This is a genomic window from Bacteroides intestinalis DSM 17393, from assembly GCF_000172175.1.
Lineage (GTDB): Bacteria > Bacteroidota > Bacteroidia > Bacteroidales > Bacteroidaceae > Bacteroides > Bacteroides intestinalis.
This window is the reverse complement of the sequence record NZ_ABJL02000008.1, coordinates 2870773-2888138: the sequence shown is the minus strand read 5'-3', so window position 1 is coordinate 2888138 and position 17366 is coordinate 2870773. Positions and strand designations below refer to the sequence as shown.

Below are 17366 nucleotides of genomic sequence, written 5' to 3'. Positions count from 1 at the left end.
AAAGCACTCCTTGAAGAAACTAAATATTATGTGACAATACTAAGCTATATTATAAAGAGGAATTACACCTTTTATACTAAATATCCGCCACTTTTTACAAAAGAAATTACTATCCGATTAGCTTCATCTATCTTCTTATTACTAAAAGGCTTCAGATAAGTTTCTGTAACTGCAATGGACGAATGTCCCATTGCTTCCGAGATGATTCCGGGATGAATTTCACAGTGATAAGCCATTGTAGCCCAGGTATGTCGGGCGGCATAAGTACTGAGAGCAGACTTCATTCCAATAGATTGTTTTAGAGTAGACAAGCGCCGGTTAAAGCCTCTCAAAGCAGACTGGTATTCCCGGTATGCAGCCTCTGAACCTTCCTCACTCTGTAGAATAGGAAACAGATAAGGTGAATCCATATTCCTATCAGCTACCAGACGCACCAACTGCATTACCTCAGGGGTAAGCATCACCGTCAAAGCCCGTCCGGTTTTACGACGACGGTAAGACAATACATTGCCCTGCAGATCTCTCTTGTGCAGGTAGGCCAGGTCGACAAACGGAATGCCACGCAGCATAAACATAAGAACGAAGAATACCTTTGTCTGCTGATTTTGAGATAAATAATTTGTTTCTTGTATGCTCATTTCCGTTTGACGAACCAGGTAGCTTATATCCGATGTTTCCAATGATTTCTTTCTATCCGCACGCGTACCCGTATAAACGTGTTCAAACAGTCTTGGTATATACCGGGCGCATTTCATATCAACAGCTCTGTGGTAGACAGAGCGTATTGTTTTTATGTAGGTAGAAACCGTATTCCAACTACAGTTCCGCTGCCTCAGATGGTTCTCAAACCGCTTCAGTATTGCGGAATTTAATTTACGTAAGGGCAGTTCTTGATTGTTTACAAATGCAGAAAAGGCATTTGACGTAGCCTGATAGATATGCGCTGTTCCCCATCGGCTGTTTTCGCGAAGTTCCTCAATTATTATTGAGAACATCTTCTGTAAAGTAACTTCATTTCTATTCATTCCTAAATAATTTATATAATTTCATCGTGCAATATATATAAAATGAGCATGAATATGAAATTCTGCTCTTTATAGAGAAGGGAAAATGGCATTTAGAGTTAGGTGGATTTCAGCCCATTTAAGCAATCTTGCATTTTAAGCCTACAAGGTTTCATCCCCAAGAAGAAAAGCGAAAATACGAATGCGAGAAAAGCAAGGGAAATGTCTAAACAAAAAAGGAACGCTCCCATTGTTAGTGGAAGCGTTACCTTTTTAAAATTAAAATATTATAGCTGAACCTCAATGTTAAGTTTACCACCAAGTCCACGCTCTACAATATCAAACAATGTTTTGAGAGTAATATTCTCTCCATCATTTTCGACTTTTGATATGAATGTTCGTTTCTTGTCAATACGACTTGCAAGTTCCGCCTGTGTCAAATCCAACTTCTCTCTGGCACTTCGTATTTTGAAACCGATGCGCAAAGCCACAAGTTCTCGTTCGAGCCGATCCCGTTCCGGCATCCCGACTTCACCGTAATATTCATCTTTAATCTGATCTAATGTCTTTGTATTCATTTGAATGTCTCCTTTCCTTTTTCTTCGTAATAATCAGTCATCAGGCGTTCAGCTCTTTTTATTTCTTCGGAGGGTGTCTTTTGGGTCTTTTTTTGAAAGCCACTTAATAGAACTACCAACTTGTTACCATCGAAGAAACAAAAGATACGAAATATATTATTGCCAAGCTGTACACGAACCTCAAATAACCCATTAGTCCCCTCAATGTATTTTAGGTATGTCAAGGGTATTCGGTCTATCTGCTCGATAATATCTAATACTTTGATGATTTTATCACGAACCTTTTGCGGTTGTTGCTTGAAAAACTCATCAAAATAGCCTTTATATGTTACTACTTCTCTAACTTTCATAGAGCAAAGGTAATTTATAAGTTACATGTATGCAAGGAAAACAAGATACTTTTTTCAATATTGCATTGTGTTTAACATTCACGCAAAATAGGTAAATTGACAGTAAGGCAAGATTCCTTCCTCCAGTCACAGCAATACATCTGTGTCTTTTCTGCTTCATCTGGTTTTATTACATGGCTTTTAAGTTCTCTCACGTCATGTTGTATCTTTATAGAAAAGTCCTAAAAATGGTTTGCTTGGGGAAAAGAAAAAAGAGGCGATATTCATAAAATACCACCTCTTCCTATATTAAGTTATTCTGAACATATTATGGACAATCTCCGTCGAAGGGCTATCAGAACATTTTTTCGTGCAAAGTCATTTATATTTCTAAAAGTAGTTTTTTGCTTCAACTTATTAAACCCTAAAATAGGGATCAGTTTTGCGATACATTCATCTGCAAATGAATTGGAAACAACATTCACTCCTTCAAAGTCTAAAATCACACACTCAGAGGATTCGATAGTTGCTATCAAGTCCTGACGAACCTTTTCACCCAAAACCCGGGCTCCAAGGTTTTCACCGAATGATCTAAATTTGAATACTGTCGTTTTCATATTGCAAAGATAGTATTTATTTGATATGTAATCTACTACTTTATCTGGGTCTATACAGATGTCAGAGCGTAATTTAAGAATGATGACAGTACCCTGCTAATAAGGGCTATCTTCCACTTTCTTGCCTTCTTGTCCCCAATATAAATTCTTTCCGTCCGAGTATATGACAAGTTCGCTTTCACAATCCTTTCTCTTTATCTCCTCCGCAAAATCGACATTCAATTATAAAGTATATTTTCCGAAGGTTTGATTTCAAAACGATCTAAATAGCAGGAATTATGATAGTAAAGATATACTATACGCTTGAAATAAAAAACGAGTGTTCCTATATTCTATTCTATTATAAACGAATATATATCCACTTCCGATTATCTATATAAAAAAGAGTGAGACTGTCTCCCACTGGGTACAGCCTCACACAACAACATTTTACTTTTCACGATGGTGAAAAAAGGACTATTCTTCACAGAGTAGTTATGTTGTTTATAAGAAGAGGGTGTGTTTTGAACACCCTCTTCCACTCTTAAAGAATCAGTATGTTATTAATACTTTGTTCCATCCGTTACAATACCCGGAGTCGGCAATGTTGCCGGACGTTCCTTGTCTGCCGGATAAACCTGTACTGTAACATTGTGTTCAGTATAATCCGTAGGAGCCCAACCATAGTAAGCTTTAATGGTAACAACGATTGGTTGTGCACTGATAACTGCATCACCGGAGTTAACCCAAGTAAGGATACCAGGACCTTCACTCTCTACCTTACCATTCTGCAAAGACAGACCATCAACACGTACATTGGTCAATACACCGTCGTCAGCCAATACTTTATTCTTGGCGATGTCAACAACGTAAGTGATCTTCAATCCGTGCAAAGTACGCAGACCTACACCAACTTTATCCTTGTTTGAACCTTGTTCCCACCAGCCTTGTTGCTGAGTCGGTTCCCAAATGATACCGTTAGTTGTAGACTTGTGAGTATCATATATTCTAAACAGTCTGTACAACGGAACTTGATAACCGTATTCAGTCGTTGACGGAGCTTTGTCAATCAGATACCACTTGTCGTTAGTGTAATCAGCAAATGCAACCGGATTAACGAACTTAACATCAAAGATTGCGCTATTCGTAGCATTGTTTACACAGCCTGCTTTGTGTGCTTTCGCTGTACCACAAACAGGAGTAGTTGCATCATGGTTCGGGCAGTCAAGAATACCATTGAAGATAGAGTAAGCTCTAACCTTAATGTTCTTGTTTACCATCTTAGCATACTTGAAGTTACCATATTTACCGGCTGTAGCATCCCATGTATCATCCAATTTTATCTGATGCTTAACAGCACCTGTACCATCAGTTACTTCTGCGATTGTTACGCGCCAAGCACCATCAGCATAGAAGTTTGCCTTATTGTATTGACCTTCTGTACTATTATCTGTGATAATTTCGAAATGCAACGTAGAAGTAGCTTTCGGACAAGAAGAACCAGTGTACTTAGTGAAGCCATTTTCAAGGTAACCTTCCATTACAAGCGGGTTGTCATAGTCACTATTGTTCGTTGCATGACCGTAAACCAGCATGTTTTCAGTGCCGTTCCACATATTAGGATTGTAAGTCAATGAAGTTTCAGGATAATCAATCCTAAATTCATCTGTAATGACAACCTGTTTGTAAGCAGCTTCAGTAGACTTAGTTTCGTATGTGATTTCTACGGTATATAAACCCGGTAATGCATAAGGTTTAATATACAGTGGCAATCTGTTGTTTTGGTATGTACCATCTTCATACCATTCTACGTTTTGAATATTCATATAAACAGCATTAGCATGATCTGCATCAAGAATTTTGCCATCTTTCTTAATAACGAGTGTTCCTCGTTGATAATTCCACCAGTCAGTAGCTAAACGAATATAAGTATTAACAAACTGTTCCTTACTCATGTTCAAAGCATTGAATACCTTATCCATATCAATATATCCACCCAAAGTATTTTCCCCATCAAATGGCTGACACGGTAGTATCTGATCTTTTAAATGATCCAGTGCTATTGGTAACTTATCTTGCTGGATATTACGAACAACTTTCAATTTCAGCAACTTAGTCATAACCAATAATTTGTTATCACCTTCACCTGCATATAATGAAACCTTGATCATCGGTTCACGACCAATAGAAGCTGTATTTTCCTTATGGAATGAAATTTTGCTTCCGTCCAATACGAGATACTTCATCACTTCTTCTTTGTCGTATATTTCCGCACCTTCACTCTGGTCTACCTGAGCTTTTGTATAAGGTTCGATAGCATATTCCAAAGAAAGCTTGTCAAATCCAAGTTCTGTCAAAGTAGCTTGCCACTCAGAATTCTTGCCATCAAGTTCATTGATGCCTTTACCTTTATCATATCCAGTATTAGTATGAATACGGATAGCATATTCTTCAAGATATTCGCTCAAATCTGTAATACCATCGAAAGGAACGTTGATATTCACAGCAAGATCCGCCTTATAAGTATTCTTCTTATCTGCACTCCAAGCAAGCTGATACATACGGTGTAAGTCGCGGTTTAATGTCACGGCTTTGTCCAAATTGATATCTTTATTTAGACCAATCATAACATCTTCCTGTTCAACTACCATACGCTTCATTGTGATGTACTCAGAAGTAACAACACCGTCAGCAGCTGCACTTTCCTTGCTATTCTTTACCTGAAGAGCCAATTCATCAACTTGGTTTCCGAACTTATCTTTTTGCTCAATACCCTTACCACCATTCTTCACCAATGGATCATCAAAGAGGTTGCCATAGTGCATCATCTGCAAACCTTTGATAGGAACAGACAAGGTACCATCATTCAGCCCCCATGTGCCAATAGTTAACTCTTGAGCAATAGCTCTGGTTGTATAGGCCTTTCCATGATCGAATCCTAGAACAGTAAATGCATCTTTTGATATAGTGGCAGGATTAACCTTATAGTTCATGTTCAACCAACCTTCATACATCGTAATGTATTTAGCATCTTCCTTTGTATCTTTCTTGCTTGAATTATGCTCATAAATAGGACTGTTTTCCCAAGAAGCGTAGTCATAACCAATAACAGGGAAGAATGCAACTTTACCCAAATCTTCATTGATATTAGTTGTCATGTAGCTCAAGGAGCTCAAGAAACTATTGCTTCTTGCCAGTACAACTTTACCGCCATCTACACCACTCACATTGAACAATGTAATAGTATTGTCATCAGCAACAGCAGTTATAGTACCTGCAGGTAACCAAGTATTGCTTGTAGCCTCTCTTGTTTCGGTACCATCGGCTGCTACTGTAACCTTTACCCAAACCCCTTTTTCATCGCCTGATGTTCCTGGAACATAGTAAATGGTAGAAGCGCTAGTTCCGGCAGAACCTGATGCTCCTCTAGATGGTTTGCCAGTGTCAACATTGTCGATGAACCAGTTGCCATTTTCACCAATAGTGACAACAGAGCCAGGTTTTCCATCCTCTCCCTTATTACCATTAGTACCATTAGTCAATTCAAATTTGTTGCCATTACTCAGAGTAACAGTAACCCCTTTGTCTGTTTTATCAACGCCTGTAATAACAGAACCGCTATTGATCAAAGCATTGATTTGGTCAATTGCAGTCTTGTTGGCATCAATCTGCCCCTGCAAGTCCTTGATGTCGTCATCGTAGTCCTTACAAGACGTGAACGTTCCTGTAGAACCTATCATCAAAGCTCCAAACAGGATTGCACTTAGAAATTTTTTGTTCATAATAAAAAAACTTTAAATTTATAAATTTAAAAAAATAAAGAATAATAAAAATTCATTTGTAAAACCTCACTTATTTAAAACCGTTACTTTATAGGTAACAGAGTCTAAATCAAATAATTGATTTAACCTTTTCTAAGAAATGTAACTTCTCATAATTTTTAGCCATTAGCTATTGATATATTCTGTAAATTTTGAATACTGCGATAATGTTGACATTGGCAAAAAAAGAGAAAACAAAGAGGTTTTCAAGCTAAAATACTTGGATAGAATATGCAATTAATTAATATTGAGCAATATGACGCAAAAAGACATTGGAAGAGTAGGGACACAAAAATATGCCCGAAGAATATTATTCCCCGGGGTGAACGTAAAACCGATTATTATTCTGATAAATCTCTAAACAATACTTGCGTATTCTTTCACATAAGAGATAACTTGCGAATTAGCATTATCTATTTTCTCATTTTGGAACGGTTTTAAGTAAGTTTCCGTCACTTTGATAGACGAGTGCCCCATCGCTTCTGATATAATACCTGGATGTATTTCGCAATAATATGCCATTGTTGCCCATGTATGCCTAATAGTATAGGAACTTAGATGAGCAGCAGTTTTCATATATTTTTTTAATCGGGATAATCGATAATTAAACATCCTTAAGGATGATTGATACTCATGATAAGCAGCTTCTGTACCTTCTGGGCTTGATAAAAAGGGAAAAAGATAAGGAGATTCCGGCTTTGTTTTAGCTACTATACGTATAAGTTTTATAGCATCAGGTGTCAACATTACAGTCAATAAACGTCCAGTCTTTCGCCTACGGTATTTTAGAGTATTACCTTGAATATCTGCTTTACGCAAATATGCCAAATCTACAAACGGAATACCGCGTAGTAAGAACATGAGTGCGAATATGTTCTTCGTAGTTTGCAACTCTATAGGTAAAGAGCCACACGAGGATGCTTTTTCTGTCTCACAAAGCAGATTCCCTATATCAGAAACCTCTAAAGCCCTTCTTTGATCCGCACACACACTTGTATGCACATGCTTGAAAAGTCGCGGAACATATAAAGCATATCCATTGTCTACTGCTCGGTTATAAATAGCTCTTAATACTTTCATATAAGTAGAAACCGTATTCCAACTACATTTGCGTTGACGAAGATATATCTCAAAGCTTTTTAATAAGTTAGGATCCAATTTGTAAAATGGTATATCCTTATTATTATTAAATGTAGAAAAAGAATTGCGGGCACTTCGATAAACGTGAGCGGTGCCCCATTGACCATTAGCACGAAGCTCCTGAATGGTGGTGGATAGCATTTCCAATAATAACTTTTGTTTCATAATCGAATGTTTTTTGAATACTATTACTCTTTTTTTTAATGAATATCACAAAAAAAACAGCTTTATTTGCACAATTATATAAAATCAATTATATTTGCACGGTATTTTATGCCGTTACCTATAAAGTAACGGACGAGGAAAAGCCTCTTCGTAAAAGAAATATAATTTGTGTTTATGTATAAGGACATAGAATTGTCTTATTGAAACTGAGTGTTTAATAATATATTATTAATGTAAATTAAAAGCGATTATGAGAAAAAGATTTGTTAAAGTGGTGCTTTTTGGAGCATTGACATTCGCTGCCACGACGTCTTTCATCAGTTGTAAGGATTACGATGATGACATCAAACGTATTGACAACGAAATCGGTCAAATCAACCAAAGCCTTACTGACTTGAAAACTGCTATTGGAAACAATGGGGTAAAAAGTGTATCTTACGATGCAGCAACTGGAACATTGACTATCGTTGATAGTAACGATAAGAGTGTTTCTTGCAAAATAGCCCAAAACCTTCCAAACTACACTATCGAGATAAAGGATGGCAAAGTTATTTTGAAGAAAGATGGTACTGAGGTTTCATCTGCTACTCTTCCTACTGCTGAAGTTGGAGAAAGCTTTGATCCTACGAAGCTGACGATTAACGCTGCAGGAGAAATTTTGTATAATGGCGTTAAAACAAACGTTACTATTCCGAAAGCAACAAGCAGTATTGCTGCAATTAAGAAAGATGGTGTAATCATTGGTTATACTGTAACAGATAATGGTGAAAGCTCTAATTTCTATATTCAGGATGCACTGCCTTTGACAAGCTTGGTTTTTGTTCCCGAAGCATATCTGAGCGGTGTAGAAGCTATGAGAGCTACTAACCTGACTTATGACAAATGGACTGTTAAGAGCCAGACTGTAACAGAAAAGGGTGAAATCTGGAATGCTCCTCTTTCTCCTGCTTCTAATAGTCATATCACTCCGGATATGGTTGCTTACTATCACGTAAACCCGGTTGGTGTTACTATGAAACAAATCTCTAAATTAGTATTGTCTGCAGATGATAAAGAATTCGTTGGCACACGTGCTACTGGATTTAACATTGCTAATATCGATTTGGAAAAATGTTCTATTACTAATGGTATTTTGAAAGTTGTATTCAATGGTAATAGTGAAGCTATCCAGAAGATTGATGCTTCTAAGATTACTGTGATGAATCTGCAAGCTACTGTAGAAGTAAACGGTGGCACTAAAGTCGTTAATTCTGACTATGCTGCTATTTACAAATCAGTTTTGAAAGAATTTGTTCTAGCTAATGCTAAAGATGCTGGTGTACACAAAGCTCACTTGTATGGTGCTGATAATGCACGTAGCTTAGTTGGTAAGGCTGAAGACGCAATCAATGCAGAACCACTTTGTGAAGTTGCTTACAATAACAAGGAGGGTATTGATTTGTCTAAGTATGTGGAAACTCATTATACAGAATGGACTGACACTGATCCGATGAAGCAGATTGGCACAGGTGATAAGACTATTGCTAATGACAAGTTGGCTGACTATGGTTTGAAGTTGGTTTATAGTTTGTCAGACTATTATGTTGGTGATAACAAGACTCTTCAGAGTAGCTTCTTTGCAAACTTGAAGGGTAGTGTTTTGACAGCTAAGGTTGGTGATATCACTGAAGATCCTATTGCTGCTGTTGGTCGTATGCCTTTGGTACGTGTAGAGCTTCAGAATGCTGCTAACGGTGAAGTTGTTAATGTTGGCTGGATTAAAGTCAAGATTACAAGAGGTGATGTTGCTGGTACTGACTATCCGAAGGCATGTGGTGATCTTAAGTTGAAATGTACTCCTGAGACTTACAACTTGTTATTCGATGAAATGAATGTTAATATCTATCAGAAGTTAGGTTTGACTAAAGAAGATTTCCACGCAATCTATGAATTGAAGTCAAGTTCTACTAATGCTTCTGGTCAGAAGATTGCTACTTTGAAAACTGGTGAATATGGTGAAGTTGTTGAATTGAACGATGCTGATCCTAATGTTGAAACTGTTTGCTTGGCTTGGACAGTAACTTCTGCTGATCAGGTGAATGCTGTTAATAATAATAATGGTAAACTGATTGCAACTGCTACTTATGTTCCTAAGAATGATAAGTCACGTGCTGATGTAACTATTACATTTACTGCTACTGTTAAGACTCCGTCTGCAAGCTTCGATACTGGTAGCAAGAACTCTGAATACTGGTACAATAACATGAATAATATCAGAATGAATACAGTAGTTCCTGGTGTTACTCCGAACGATTGCTCATTCTCTGTAAATGTTGATAATGTATTCGAAGGAAACAAACCTTCATTCAAATTGAATAATGAGGTAAGTGATGACTTCAAGTTGGATAAGATTTCTTATCAATACATCTTCTCTGATAAAAACAATAATGTTAAGGTTCAGGGTAATGATGGTGCAACTTATACATTGACTGTAGCTGCTAACGGTAAAGAACTGTATGCTAATGGAACTTCTTTAGTTGCTAAGATCGTTGGTAACAATGTTGAATATCAACAAACAGCTGCTGCTAAGGCTATCCTGAATATCTCTGCTCATGATGTTGCTCCGTTCACTGCTATACTTGATATGGTATTGACTAATGAGTGTAGCATGCGTTTACCGATGACTGATGGTCAATTCAATGCTGAATTCTTGCGTCCGGTTAATGTATTTGCTAACACTGGTAAATACTTTGTAGATGCTACAGATGAAGGTTATACAGTGAAGATGCTTGATCTTGTTTACTTGACTGACTGGAGAGATTACAAGTTTGCTAAGGGAACAAGTGCAAGTGGTGTTGAATATGATGGTACTGGTTACTATACTTATTATGGAGTTGAGTCTATTGTAGCTGATATCGCTAACATTACAACTAACATGAATGGTAATAACATCGAAACGAAGAAGCTGTCTGAAGTTACTAACAAGATTGTTATTTCTCAGGCTAATTCTACTGTTGTTGGTGACTATGGTACAATTACTTACAAGAATAACGGAAATAACGTACAAGCATTTAAGGTTAAGATTCCTGTAATCGTAACTTATAAGTGGGGTACTGTGAAGACTGCAGTTTACATGGATGTTAAATCAACTGAAGGTAACTAAGTCTATGCTTTCCTAAGTAATTAATATAAGGTATGTCCTTCGGGGCATACCTTTTTAATAAAACAACTACTCTGTGAAGAATAGTCCTTTTTTTCACCATCGTGAAAAGTAAAATGTTGTTGTGTGAGGCTGTACCCAGTGGGAGACAGCCTCACTCTTTTTCTGTCATATTGTCCCATGCCTTGTTACTCTTTCCTTTTTCTGCCATTTTTTCCACTTCCCTCCTTGTTTGATCTTCTTATTTTTGATTTAGATCAAGAAATATGTTATAAAACATACTTTTCTGCCGAATATTGCTGTTTGTTCTAAACAAAGGTATTATTTTTGTGTTATAAAACATGTATTTAATAGGATAACAAGATTTTTTAAGGAGGATAACAAAATGAAAACGTTAAAGAAAATTTTTAAGCACATCAGCGAGGCTGATAAGCATGTTTGGGGTTATTCAACAATTTACTAAACCCCTCTTTTAGATTGTGTGTATTTGATTTTTAGGTATTAGTTTAATTTTTAAGGTTATGAAAAAAAAGATTTTTAAAACATGGAGAAACATTCTCGCCGAAGTAGGTCGGAATGAGATGTTGATGATGGGGTATACCCTGAAGAAATAAGAAAGCATTTTAACTAAACTTGATGAAGCGAGGAGTACGTCCGGAAAACGTATTCCTCGCTTCTTTTATATTCCCCTGAAAGCTTTTTTATATAAAAATCAGCTTTTGTTTAAACTTTATTCCCTTACTTTGTTGTTAGTACAAAGACTAATAGAATAATATCTATGAAAAGGATTCAAAGAATTTGTAGTTTAATACTGCTGGCAACCTTTTTTGGGGGGATACCTATGCTGCATGCGCAGTCGTTTGACAAGTTGTGGAAACAAGTGGAGCAGGCACAAAAGAAGAGCTTGCCGCAAACTGTGATAAAACTGACGGATGAGATATTCCGGAAAGGGGAACAGGAAAAGAATACCCCGCAGATGTTAAAAGCCTATATGTGTCGGAATACATTTCAGAATGTACTGACACCTGATAGCTTCTATGTCAACCTGAAAGGATTGGAACAATGGGCGGAGCGTGAACAAAATCCGGTCAGTCGTGCCGTGCTGAATTCGTTGGTGGCAAGTATCTATGCCAATTATGCAGATAATAACCGATGGGAGTTGCGGCAACGCACTTCGCTCGATCTGGAAGATGAAGCCTTGCCGGCAGATATTCGTGAATGGAGCGGCAACCTCTTCATGAAGCAGGTGATGAAGTATACAGGAGAAGCATTGAAGGATTCTGCTGAATTGCTGAAAACATCTTCGCGTACTTATATTCCTTTTGTAATTTTAGGGGATGCAAGTGAGTACTATCATCATGAAATGTATCATTTGTTGGCATCACGTGCCATTGATGCTTTACAGAAAGTTTCATGGTTCGAGATGGACTCATTGGTAAAGAAAGACATCATGGGCATTTATGGCCAGATGATAAACACCTATCGGAAGATGCCCGGCATGGAAGATGCTACCGTACTGACTATGCTGGATTATATGGAATGGCGTAATAGAGAAGGGAATGTTTTGCTTCGTCTGCGAGCTGTAAAAGAAGGCGGAAGTGAAGCTCCGAACCAATACTTACATGCTTTGGATCGCATTATTAAAGATTATGCCAAGCGTGATGTGTGTGCAGAGGCTTATTTAGCCAAAGCACGTTATTATCGCAATATACGTGAATATGAAAAGGCTTTGCAAACTTGTGATGAAGCCATCAACCTTTATCCCGACTATAAACGGATATCTGCATTGCGTGAGCTGAAAGAAAGCCTTTTGCAGCCGCAACTGAACTTTAGTGCAGACAAGGTTACCTATCCCGGTGATTCTCTGAAATTGAGGGTTACTCATTGTAACTTGGATGGATTTACGGTGAATGTCTTCCGTACTACTCTGTCGAAGGCTACAACGGATATGCCGGTGATTAATCCTGCTTTCTATAAGAAGTATGCCCGTAAAGTAAAAACGGAACACTTTTCTTTGTTGCGTCCGGCTAATTACCTTCCGGCAGATAGTACATATCGTATGTTGTTGCCGGACGAACCGGGTATTTATGTAGTACAGGTAGTGCCTGATGATAAGAAAGGACGAACTGCCGAGAACTACCTTTATCTCACTCGTTTCAAAGTATTGACTATACCTCTCTCAACTAAAGATTATGAGGTTGTGACCTTGGATGCTGAAACCGGAAAACCTGTAGCGGATGTTCAGATTACTTTCTATTCAAGTTATGGAACCAGGGAAAACAAGGTATTGGAGCAGAAAACTACGGATGCATCGGGTAAGGTGATACTACCGTGGAATAAGCAGTTCCGTTCGTTGGTTGCCACGAAAGGCACTGATACGGCAATGCCATTGCAGCGTATCTATAATAACTCTAATGGGACCTGGAATCATGTTGACAGAGAATCCGAAGCGGTGAAGCTATTGACAGACCGCTCTTTGTATCGTCCGGGACAAACTATTTATATAAAAGGTATCGCTTATACCCAAAGTGGCGATACGGCTATGGTTCTTGCCAATAAGGCTTATACTGTGGAGCTTACCGATGTGAATGATACTAATATTGGAAAGAAAGAAGTCCGCACCAATGAGTTTGGTTCGTTTACCACTGAGTTTGTGCTTCCTACTGCCTGCCTGAACGGCTCTTATTCTATTAGAACAGGAAAAGCAAACGGTTGGACATCTGTACAAGTGGAAGAATATAAGCGTCCTACATTCGACATCGTTTTCGATTCTCAGAAAGAGTCTTACCAGATAGGAGATAGTGTGCAGGTGAAAGGTACGGTAAGCTCCTTTAGTGGTGTGCCCTTGCAGGGGCTGGAATTGAATTATACTGTTACCCGTAGCCAGTTCTCGTGGTGGAGAGTTTCTGGAAATACTACATCTCTGGTTTCAGGTAGCGTAATGATAGGTGCTGATGGAATATTTTCCATTCCTGTCCGGTTGCAAGGTGGGAAAGGTGTTACTACCGGTTACTATACTTATCAGATAGAAGCCTCTGTAACCAATCAGGCCGGTGAAACACAGACTTCCGTAACTACCTTGTCTGCTGGAGACCGTTCATTGATTTTATCTGTTGATATACAAGACCGTATCTGTAAGGATGACAGTATCCGACTGACTTTTGTAGCCCGGAATCTGAATATGGAGCCGGTATCGGTGAAAGGTGATTGCCGTTTGGTACAAACTGTGAATGGAAAGCCTGAAGTTCGTTTCAACGGGCAGTTTACTTCCAATGTGGAAGTAGTATTGCCGGAATGGAAGAATCTGCCTTCCGGTGCTTATGAACTGCAACTGACAGCAAAGGATGATCAAGGTAGGGATGTTGACTACAAACAAAATATCGTGCTCTTTTCCTATGATGATAATCGTCCTCCTGTGGCATCACCTGTCTGGTTCTATTCGCGTAATACGCAGTTTGATGCCGGACGTCCTGCACAGTTCAGTCTGGGAACTTCCTTTAAAGATACTTATGTGATGTTGGATATATTCAGTGGTAAGCAGCGCCTGAGCAGTACAACGCTGCAATTATCCGATTCCATTGTCCGTTTTGATGTACCTTATAAAGAAGAATATGGAGACGGAATAGAATATCTGTTTGCTTTTGTCAAGGACGGAGAACTTTATTTTGAGAAAGTGGACTTGCAGAAGCGTAGACCGGATAAAGAACTGACTATGAAATGGGAGGTGTTCCGTGACAAGTTACGTCCCGGGCAAGAGGAAGAGTGGCGCCTGACTATCAAGACACCACAGGGTGTACCTGCCGATGCTGAGATGCTCGCCACTATGTACGATGCCTCTTTAGATAAGATATTCCCAAATCGTCAGAGTTTTTATGTGAACTATTCTCGGTTTGTGCCTCAGATTTATTGGTCGTATGGGTATACAGGTTCTGTTTATTACTCTTGTTATTTCCCAATGCGAGACTGGAAAGTACCTCCATTTGTTTATGATACTTTCTATTCGGAAGAAGGTGTACAGGAAGCATTGGTAGTGGGTTATGGTGTTATGAAAAACTCTACCATGACCGGAAGTGTGCAGGTACGGGGATTGGCGAGTCCACGGATGAAAGAGATGGTTGCTGAAGATTCTTCTGTCGATGATGCGGATGTGGTATTTGAAGAAGAAATGGTGTCAACTGAAGAAACCGGTGCTGCCGTAGAGCTTGGTGATGCTCCCGAATTGCGTAAGAACTTTGCAGAAACAGCTTTTTTCTATCCGCAACTTCGCACAAATGAGCAAGGGGAAATTTCCTTCTCCTTCACCATGCCGCAAAGCCTGACACGTTGGAACTTCCGCGGGTATTCTCATACGAAAGGAATGCTGATCGGGCAATTGGATGCTTCAACCGTCACGGTGAAAGAATTTATGCTGTCACCCAACATGCCACGTTTCGTGCGGGTGGGGGATAAAACGAGTATTGCCGCAACCGTAACTAACCTGACAGGAAAAGCCTTGAAAGGAACCACAAAATTCATCCTCTTCGACCCGATGACGGAGAAGGTGATTTCCACACAGAGTCAACCTTTCACTGTGGAAGCGGGAAAGACTGTTCCCGTAACCTTCCGCTTTACCGTGACGGATAAGTACGACTTCTTAGGTGTACGCATGATTGCCGATGGTGGTACATTCAGCGATGGCGAGCAACACCTGTTGCCTGTATTGAGTGATAAGGAATATATCACTGAAACTCTTGCTATGCCGATACGAGGTGAAGAAACCCGCACTTTCTCTCTGGACAGCCTGTTCAATAATAACAGCCGTACGACTACCGACCGTCGTCTGACAGTGGAGTTTACCGGAAATCCGGCCTGGTATGCCGTACAAGCATTGCCGGTATTGAGCCAACCTCGTACAGATAATGCTACTGCCTGGGCTGCCGCATATTATGCCAATTCCCTTGCTTCTTACATTGCCAATAGCCAGCCACGCATTAAAGCTGTATTCGATAGTTGGCGTATGCAAGGTGGTAAGAAAGAAACTTTCCTCAGCCAGCTGCAGAAGAATCAGGATGTGAAGAATATCCTTCTTGAAGAAAGTCCTTGGTTACTGGAGGCCACTACAGAAGCTGAGCAGCAAGCTCGTATTGCTACACTGTTCGATCTCAATAACCTGGCAAATAATAATATAACCACTCTTACCCGATTGAAAGAACTGCAAGATGCCGATGGCGCATGGAGCTGGTATAAAGGGATGCCGGGGAGTCGTAACATGACGGGATATATCACCGAACTTCTCGTTCGTCTGCCTTTACTTACCGGACAAAAGAATTCCGGTGATGCCCTTTCTATGCAGCAGGCAGCTTTTAAATATCTGCATCAACAAGCATTGGAGGAATACAAGAGTATTCGTAAAGCGGAGAGAGACGGAGCTAAAATAACTACCCTCTCACATTCGGCAATGACCTATCTCTATCTGATAGCTATTTCCGGTGAGAAAGTGCCTGCTGCCAATGAGGCTGCTTATAGTTACTTCCTTTCCAAAGTTGGCACGAACCTGAACACGGCTGAAATGGGAATGAAAGCGCAGTCGGCTATTATTCTACTAAAAGCCGGCCGTATGGCTGAAGCTAATGAGTTTATTGCTTCCATTAAGGAACATCTGGTGCAAACCAATGAACAAGGAGCTTATTTTGCTTTCAATGAAAAGCCCTTCCGTTGGAGAATGCAGCCTATTCCTGTTCATGTGGAAGTAATGGAAGCTTTACGTCTGGCAGGTGGCAATGACGCCTTGGTAGAAGAAATGAAGCTTTGGTTACTGAAACAAAAGCAGACTACAAGTTGGAACTCACCGGTTGCAACGGCGGATGCCGTTTATGCATTGCTTTGCCAAGGGACTGATTTGTTGGCTACCCGTGGTGATGTACGCATTGTTCTTGGTAATAAAGTATTGGAAACATATAGTCCTGCTAAGACTACCGTTCCCGGACTGGGATATATTAAAGAAAGCTTTGCACAAGGCAGTCCTGAATTGCGTGCCAAATCTATCACTGTAGAAAAACGGGATGCAGGTATTGCCTGGGGTGCAGTGTATGCTCAATACCTCTCACCGATTTCCGATGTGAAACAGCAGGGTGGTGAATTGGCAGTGGAAAAGAAACTTTATGTAGAACGCACTTTGGCTACCGGAAAGAAGGAACTGCAACCAGCCACTGCTGCTACACAGTTGGCTGTGGGTGATAAAGTGGTTTCCCGTCTGACGATACGCCTTGACCGTGCAATGGATTTCGTTCAGTTGAAAGACCAGCGTGGTGCTTGCTTCGAACCGGTGAATTCACTTTCCGGTTATCGCTGGAACAGTGGAATTGGATATTATGTAGAAATAGAGGATGCTTCTACTAATTTCTTCTTCGACAGTCTGAGCAAAGGTGTGTATGTGCTGGAATACAGCTATCGTGTGGATCGTAGCGGGCAATATGAGGCTGGATTAGCTACTATACAGTGTGCCTATGCACCCGAGTATGCTGCCCATTCGGCATCCATGAAAGTAGAGGTAGAGTAGTAATTTTAAAACACCCTTTTAGGAACTCTCATTTAAAACACCTACTTTTGTGCATC

At 39.5% G+C, this 17366-nt stretch carries 8 protein-coding genes; 2 read left to right on the top strand and 6 right to left on the bottom strand.

What is annotated here, in order from left to right:
* Positions 1-71 precede the first annotated feature (71 nt).
* The 6 genes from BACINT_RS20960 to BACINT_RS20935 form a co-directional block, all read right to left on the bottom strand.
* Positions 72-1025 carry a tyrosine-type recombinase/integrase gene (locus BACINT_RS20960; RefSeq protein ID WP_007667038.1) on the bottom strand — a complete coding sequence of 318 codons (954 nt, stop codon included), beginning with the start codon at positions 1023-1025 and terminating at the stop codon, positions 72-74.
* A gap of 266 nt (positions 1026-1291) precedes the next feature.
* Complete coding sequence (locus tag BACINT_RS20955; RefSeq protein WP_007667035.1) at positions 1292-1582, bottom strand: helix-turn-helix domain-containing protein; 291 nt, start codon at positions 1580-1582, stop codon at positions 1292-1294.
* Positions 1579-1932 carry a type II toxin-antitoxin system RelE/ParE family toxin gene (locus tag BACINT_RS20950; RefSeq protein WP_007667031.1) on the bottom strand — a complete coding sequence of 118 codons (354 nt, stop codon included), beginning with the start codon at positions 1930-1932 and terminating at the stop codon, positions 1579-1581. Before BACINT_RS20950 ends, BACINT_RS20955 begins: the two co-directional genes overlap by 4 nt.
* 293 nt (positions 1933-2225) lie before the next feature.
* Positions 2226-2528, bottom strand: a complete 303-nt coding sequence (locus BACINT_RS20945; protein WP_007667026.1) for an STAS-like domain-containing protein — start codon at positions 2526-2528, stop codon at positions 2226-2228.
* Positions 2529-3070: 542 nt separating this feature from the next.
* Positions 3071-6289 (bottom strand): PL29 family lyase N-terminal domain-containing protein, encoded by a 3219-nt coding sequence (locus tag BACINT_RS20940; RefSeq protein WP_007667020.1) that lies wholly within the window; start codon positions 6287-6289, stop codon positions 3071-3073.
* 396 nt (positions 6290-6685) lie between these two features.
* Positions 6686-7633, bottom strand: coding sequence for a tyrosine-type recombinase/integrase (locus BACINT_RS20935; protein WP_007667017.1), 948 nt, complete (start codon positions 7631-7633; stop codon positions 6686-6688).
* Between the two features lie 250 nt (positions 7634-7883).
* On the opposite strand from BACINT_RS20935, the gene BACINT_RS20930 reads away from it, so the two are divergent.
* Together BACINT_RS20930 and BACINT_RS20925 are read left to right on the top strand one after the other, a co-directional pair.
* Positions 7884-10775: a hypothetical protein gene (locus tag BACINT_RS20930; RefSeq protein WP_007667011.1), complete on the top strand. Its 2892-nt coding sequence runs from the start codon at positions 7884-7886 to the stop codon at positions 10773-10775.
* A gap of 775 nt (positions 10776-11550) precedes the next feature.
* Positions 11551-17310 (top strand): alpha-2-macroglobulin family protein, encoded by a 5760-nt coding sequence (locus tag BACINT_RS20925; protein WP_007667000.1) that lies wholly within the window; start codon positions 11551-11553, stop codon positions 17308-17310.
* Positions 17311-17366 lie beyond the last annotated feature (56 nt).

Bases quoted from the DNA above. Each gene is read 5' to 3' on its own strand.
- BACINT_RS20955 (WP_007667035.1), bottom strand. From the start codon at position 1,582: ATGAATACAAAGACATTAGATCAGATTAAAGATGAATATTACGGTGAA.
- BACINT_RS20930 (WP_007667011.1), top strand. From the start codon at position 7,884: ATGAGAAAAAGATTTGTTAAAGTGGTGCTTTTTGGAGCATTGACATTC.
- BACINT_RS20940 (WP_007667020.1), bottom strand. From the start codon at position 6,289: ATGAACAAAAAATTTCTAAGTGCAATCCTGTTTGGAGCTTTGATGATA.
- BACINT_RS20925 (WP_007667000.1), top strand. From the start codon at position 11,551: ATGAAAAGGATTCAAAGAATTTGTAGTTTAATACTGCTGGCAACCTTT.
- BACINT_RS20945 (WP_007667026.1), bottom strand. From the start codon at position 2,528: ATGAAAACGACAGTATTCAAATTTAGATCATTCGGTGAAAACCTTGGA.
- BACINT_RS20960 (WP_007667038.1), bottom strand. From the start codon at position 1,025: ATGAATAGAAATGAAGTTACTTTACAGAAGATGTTCTCAATAATAATT.
- BACINT_RS20950 (WP_007667031.1), bottom strand. From the start codon at position 1,932: ATGAAAGTTAGAGAAGTAGTAACATATAAAGGCTATTTTGATGAGTTT.
- BACINT_RS20935 (WP_007667017.1), bottom strand. From the start codon at position 7,633: ATGAAACAAAAGTTATTATTGGAAATGCTATCCACCACCATTCAGGAG.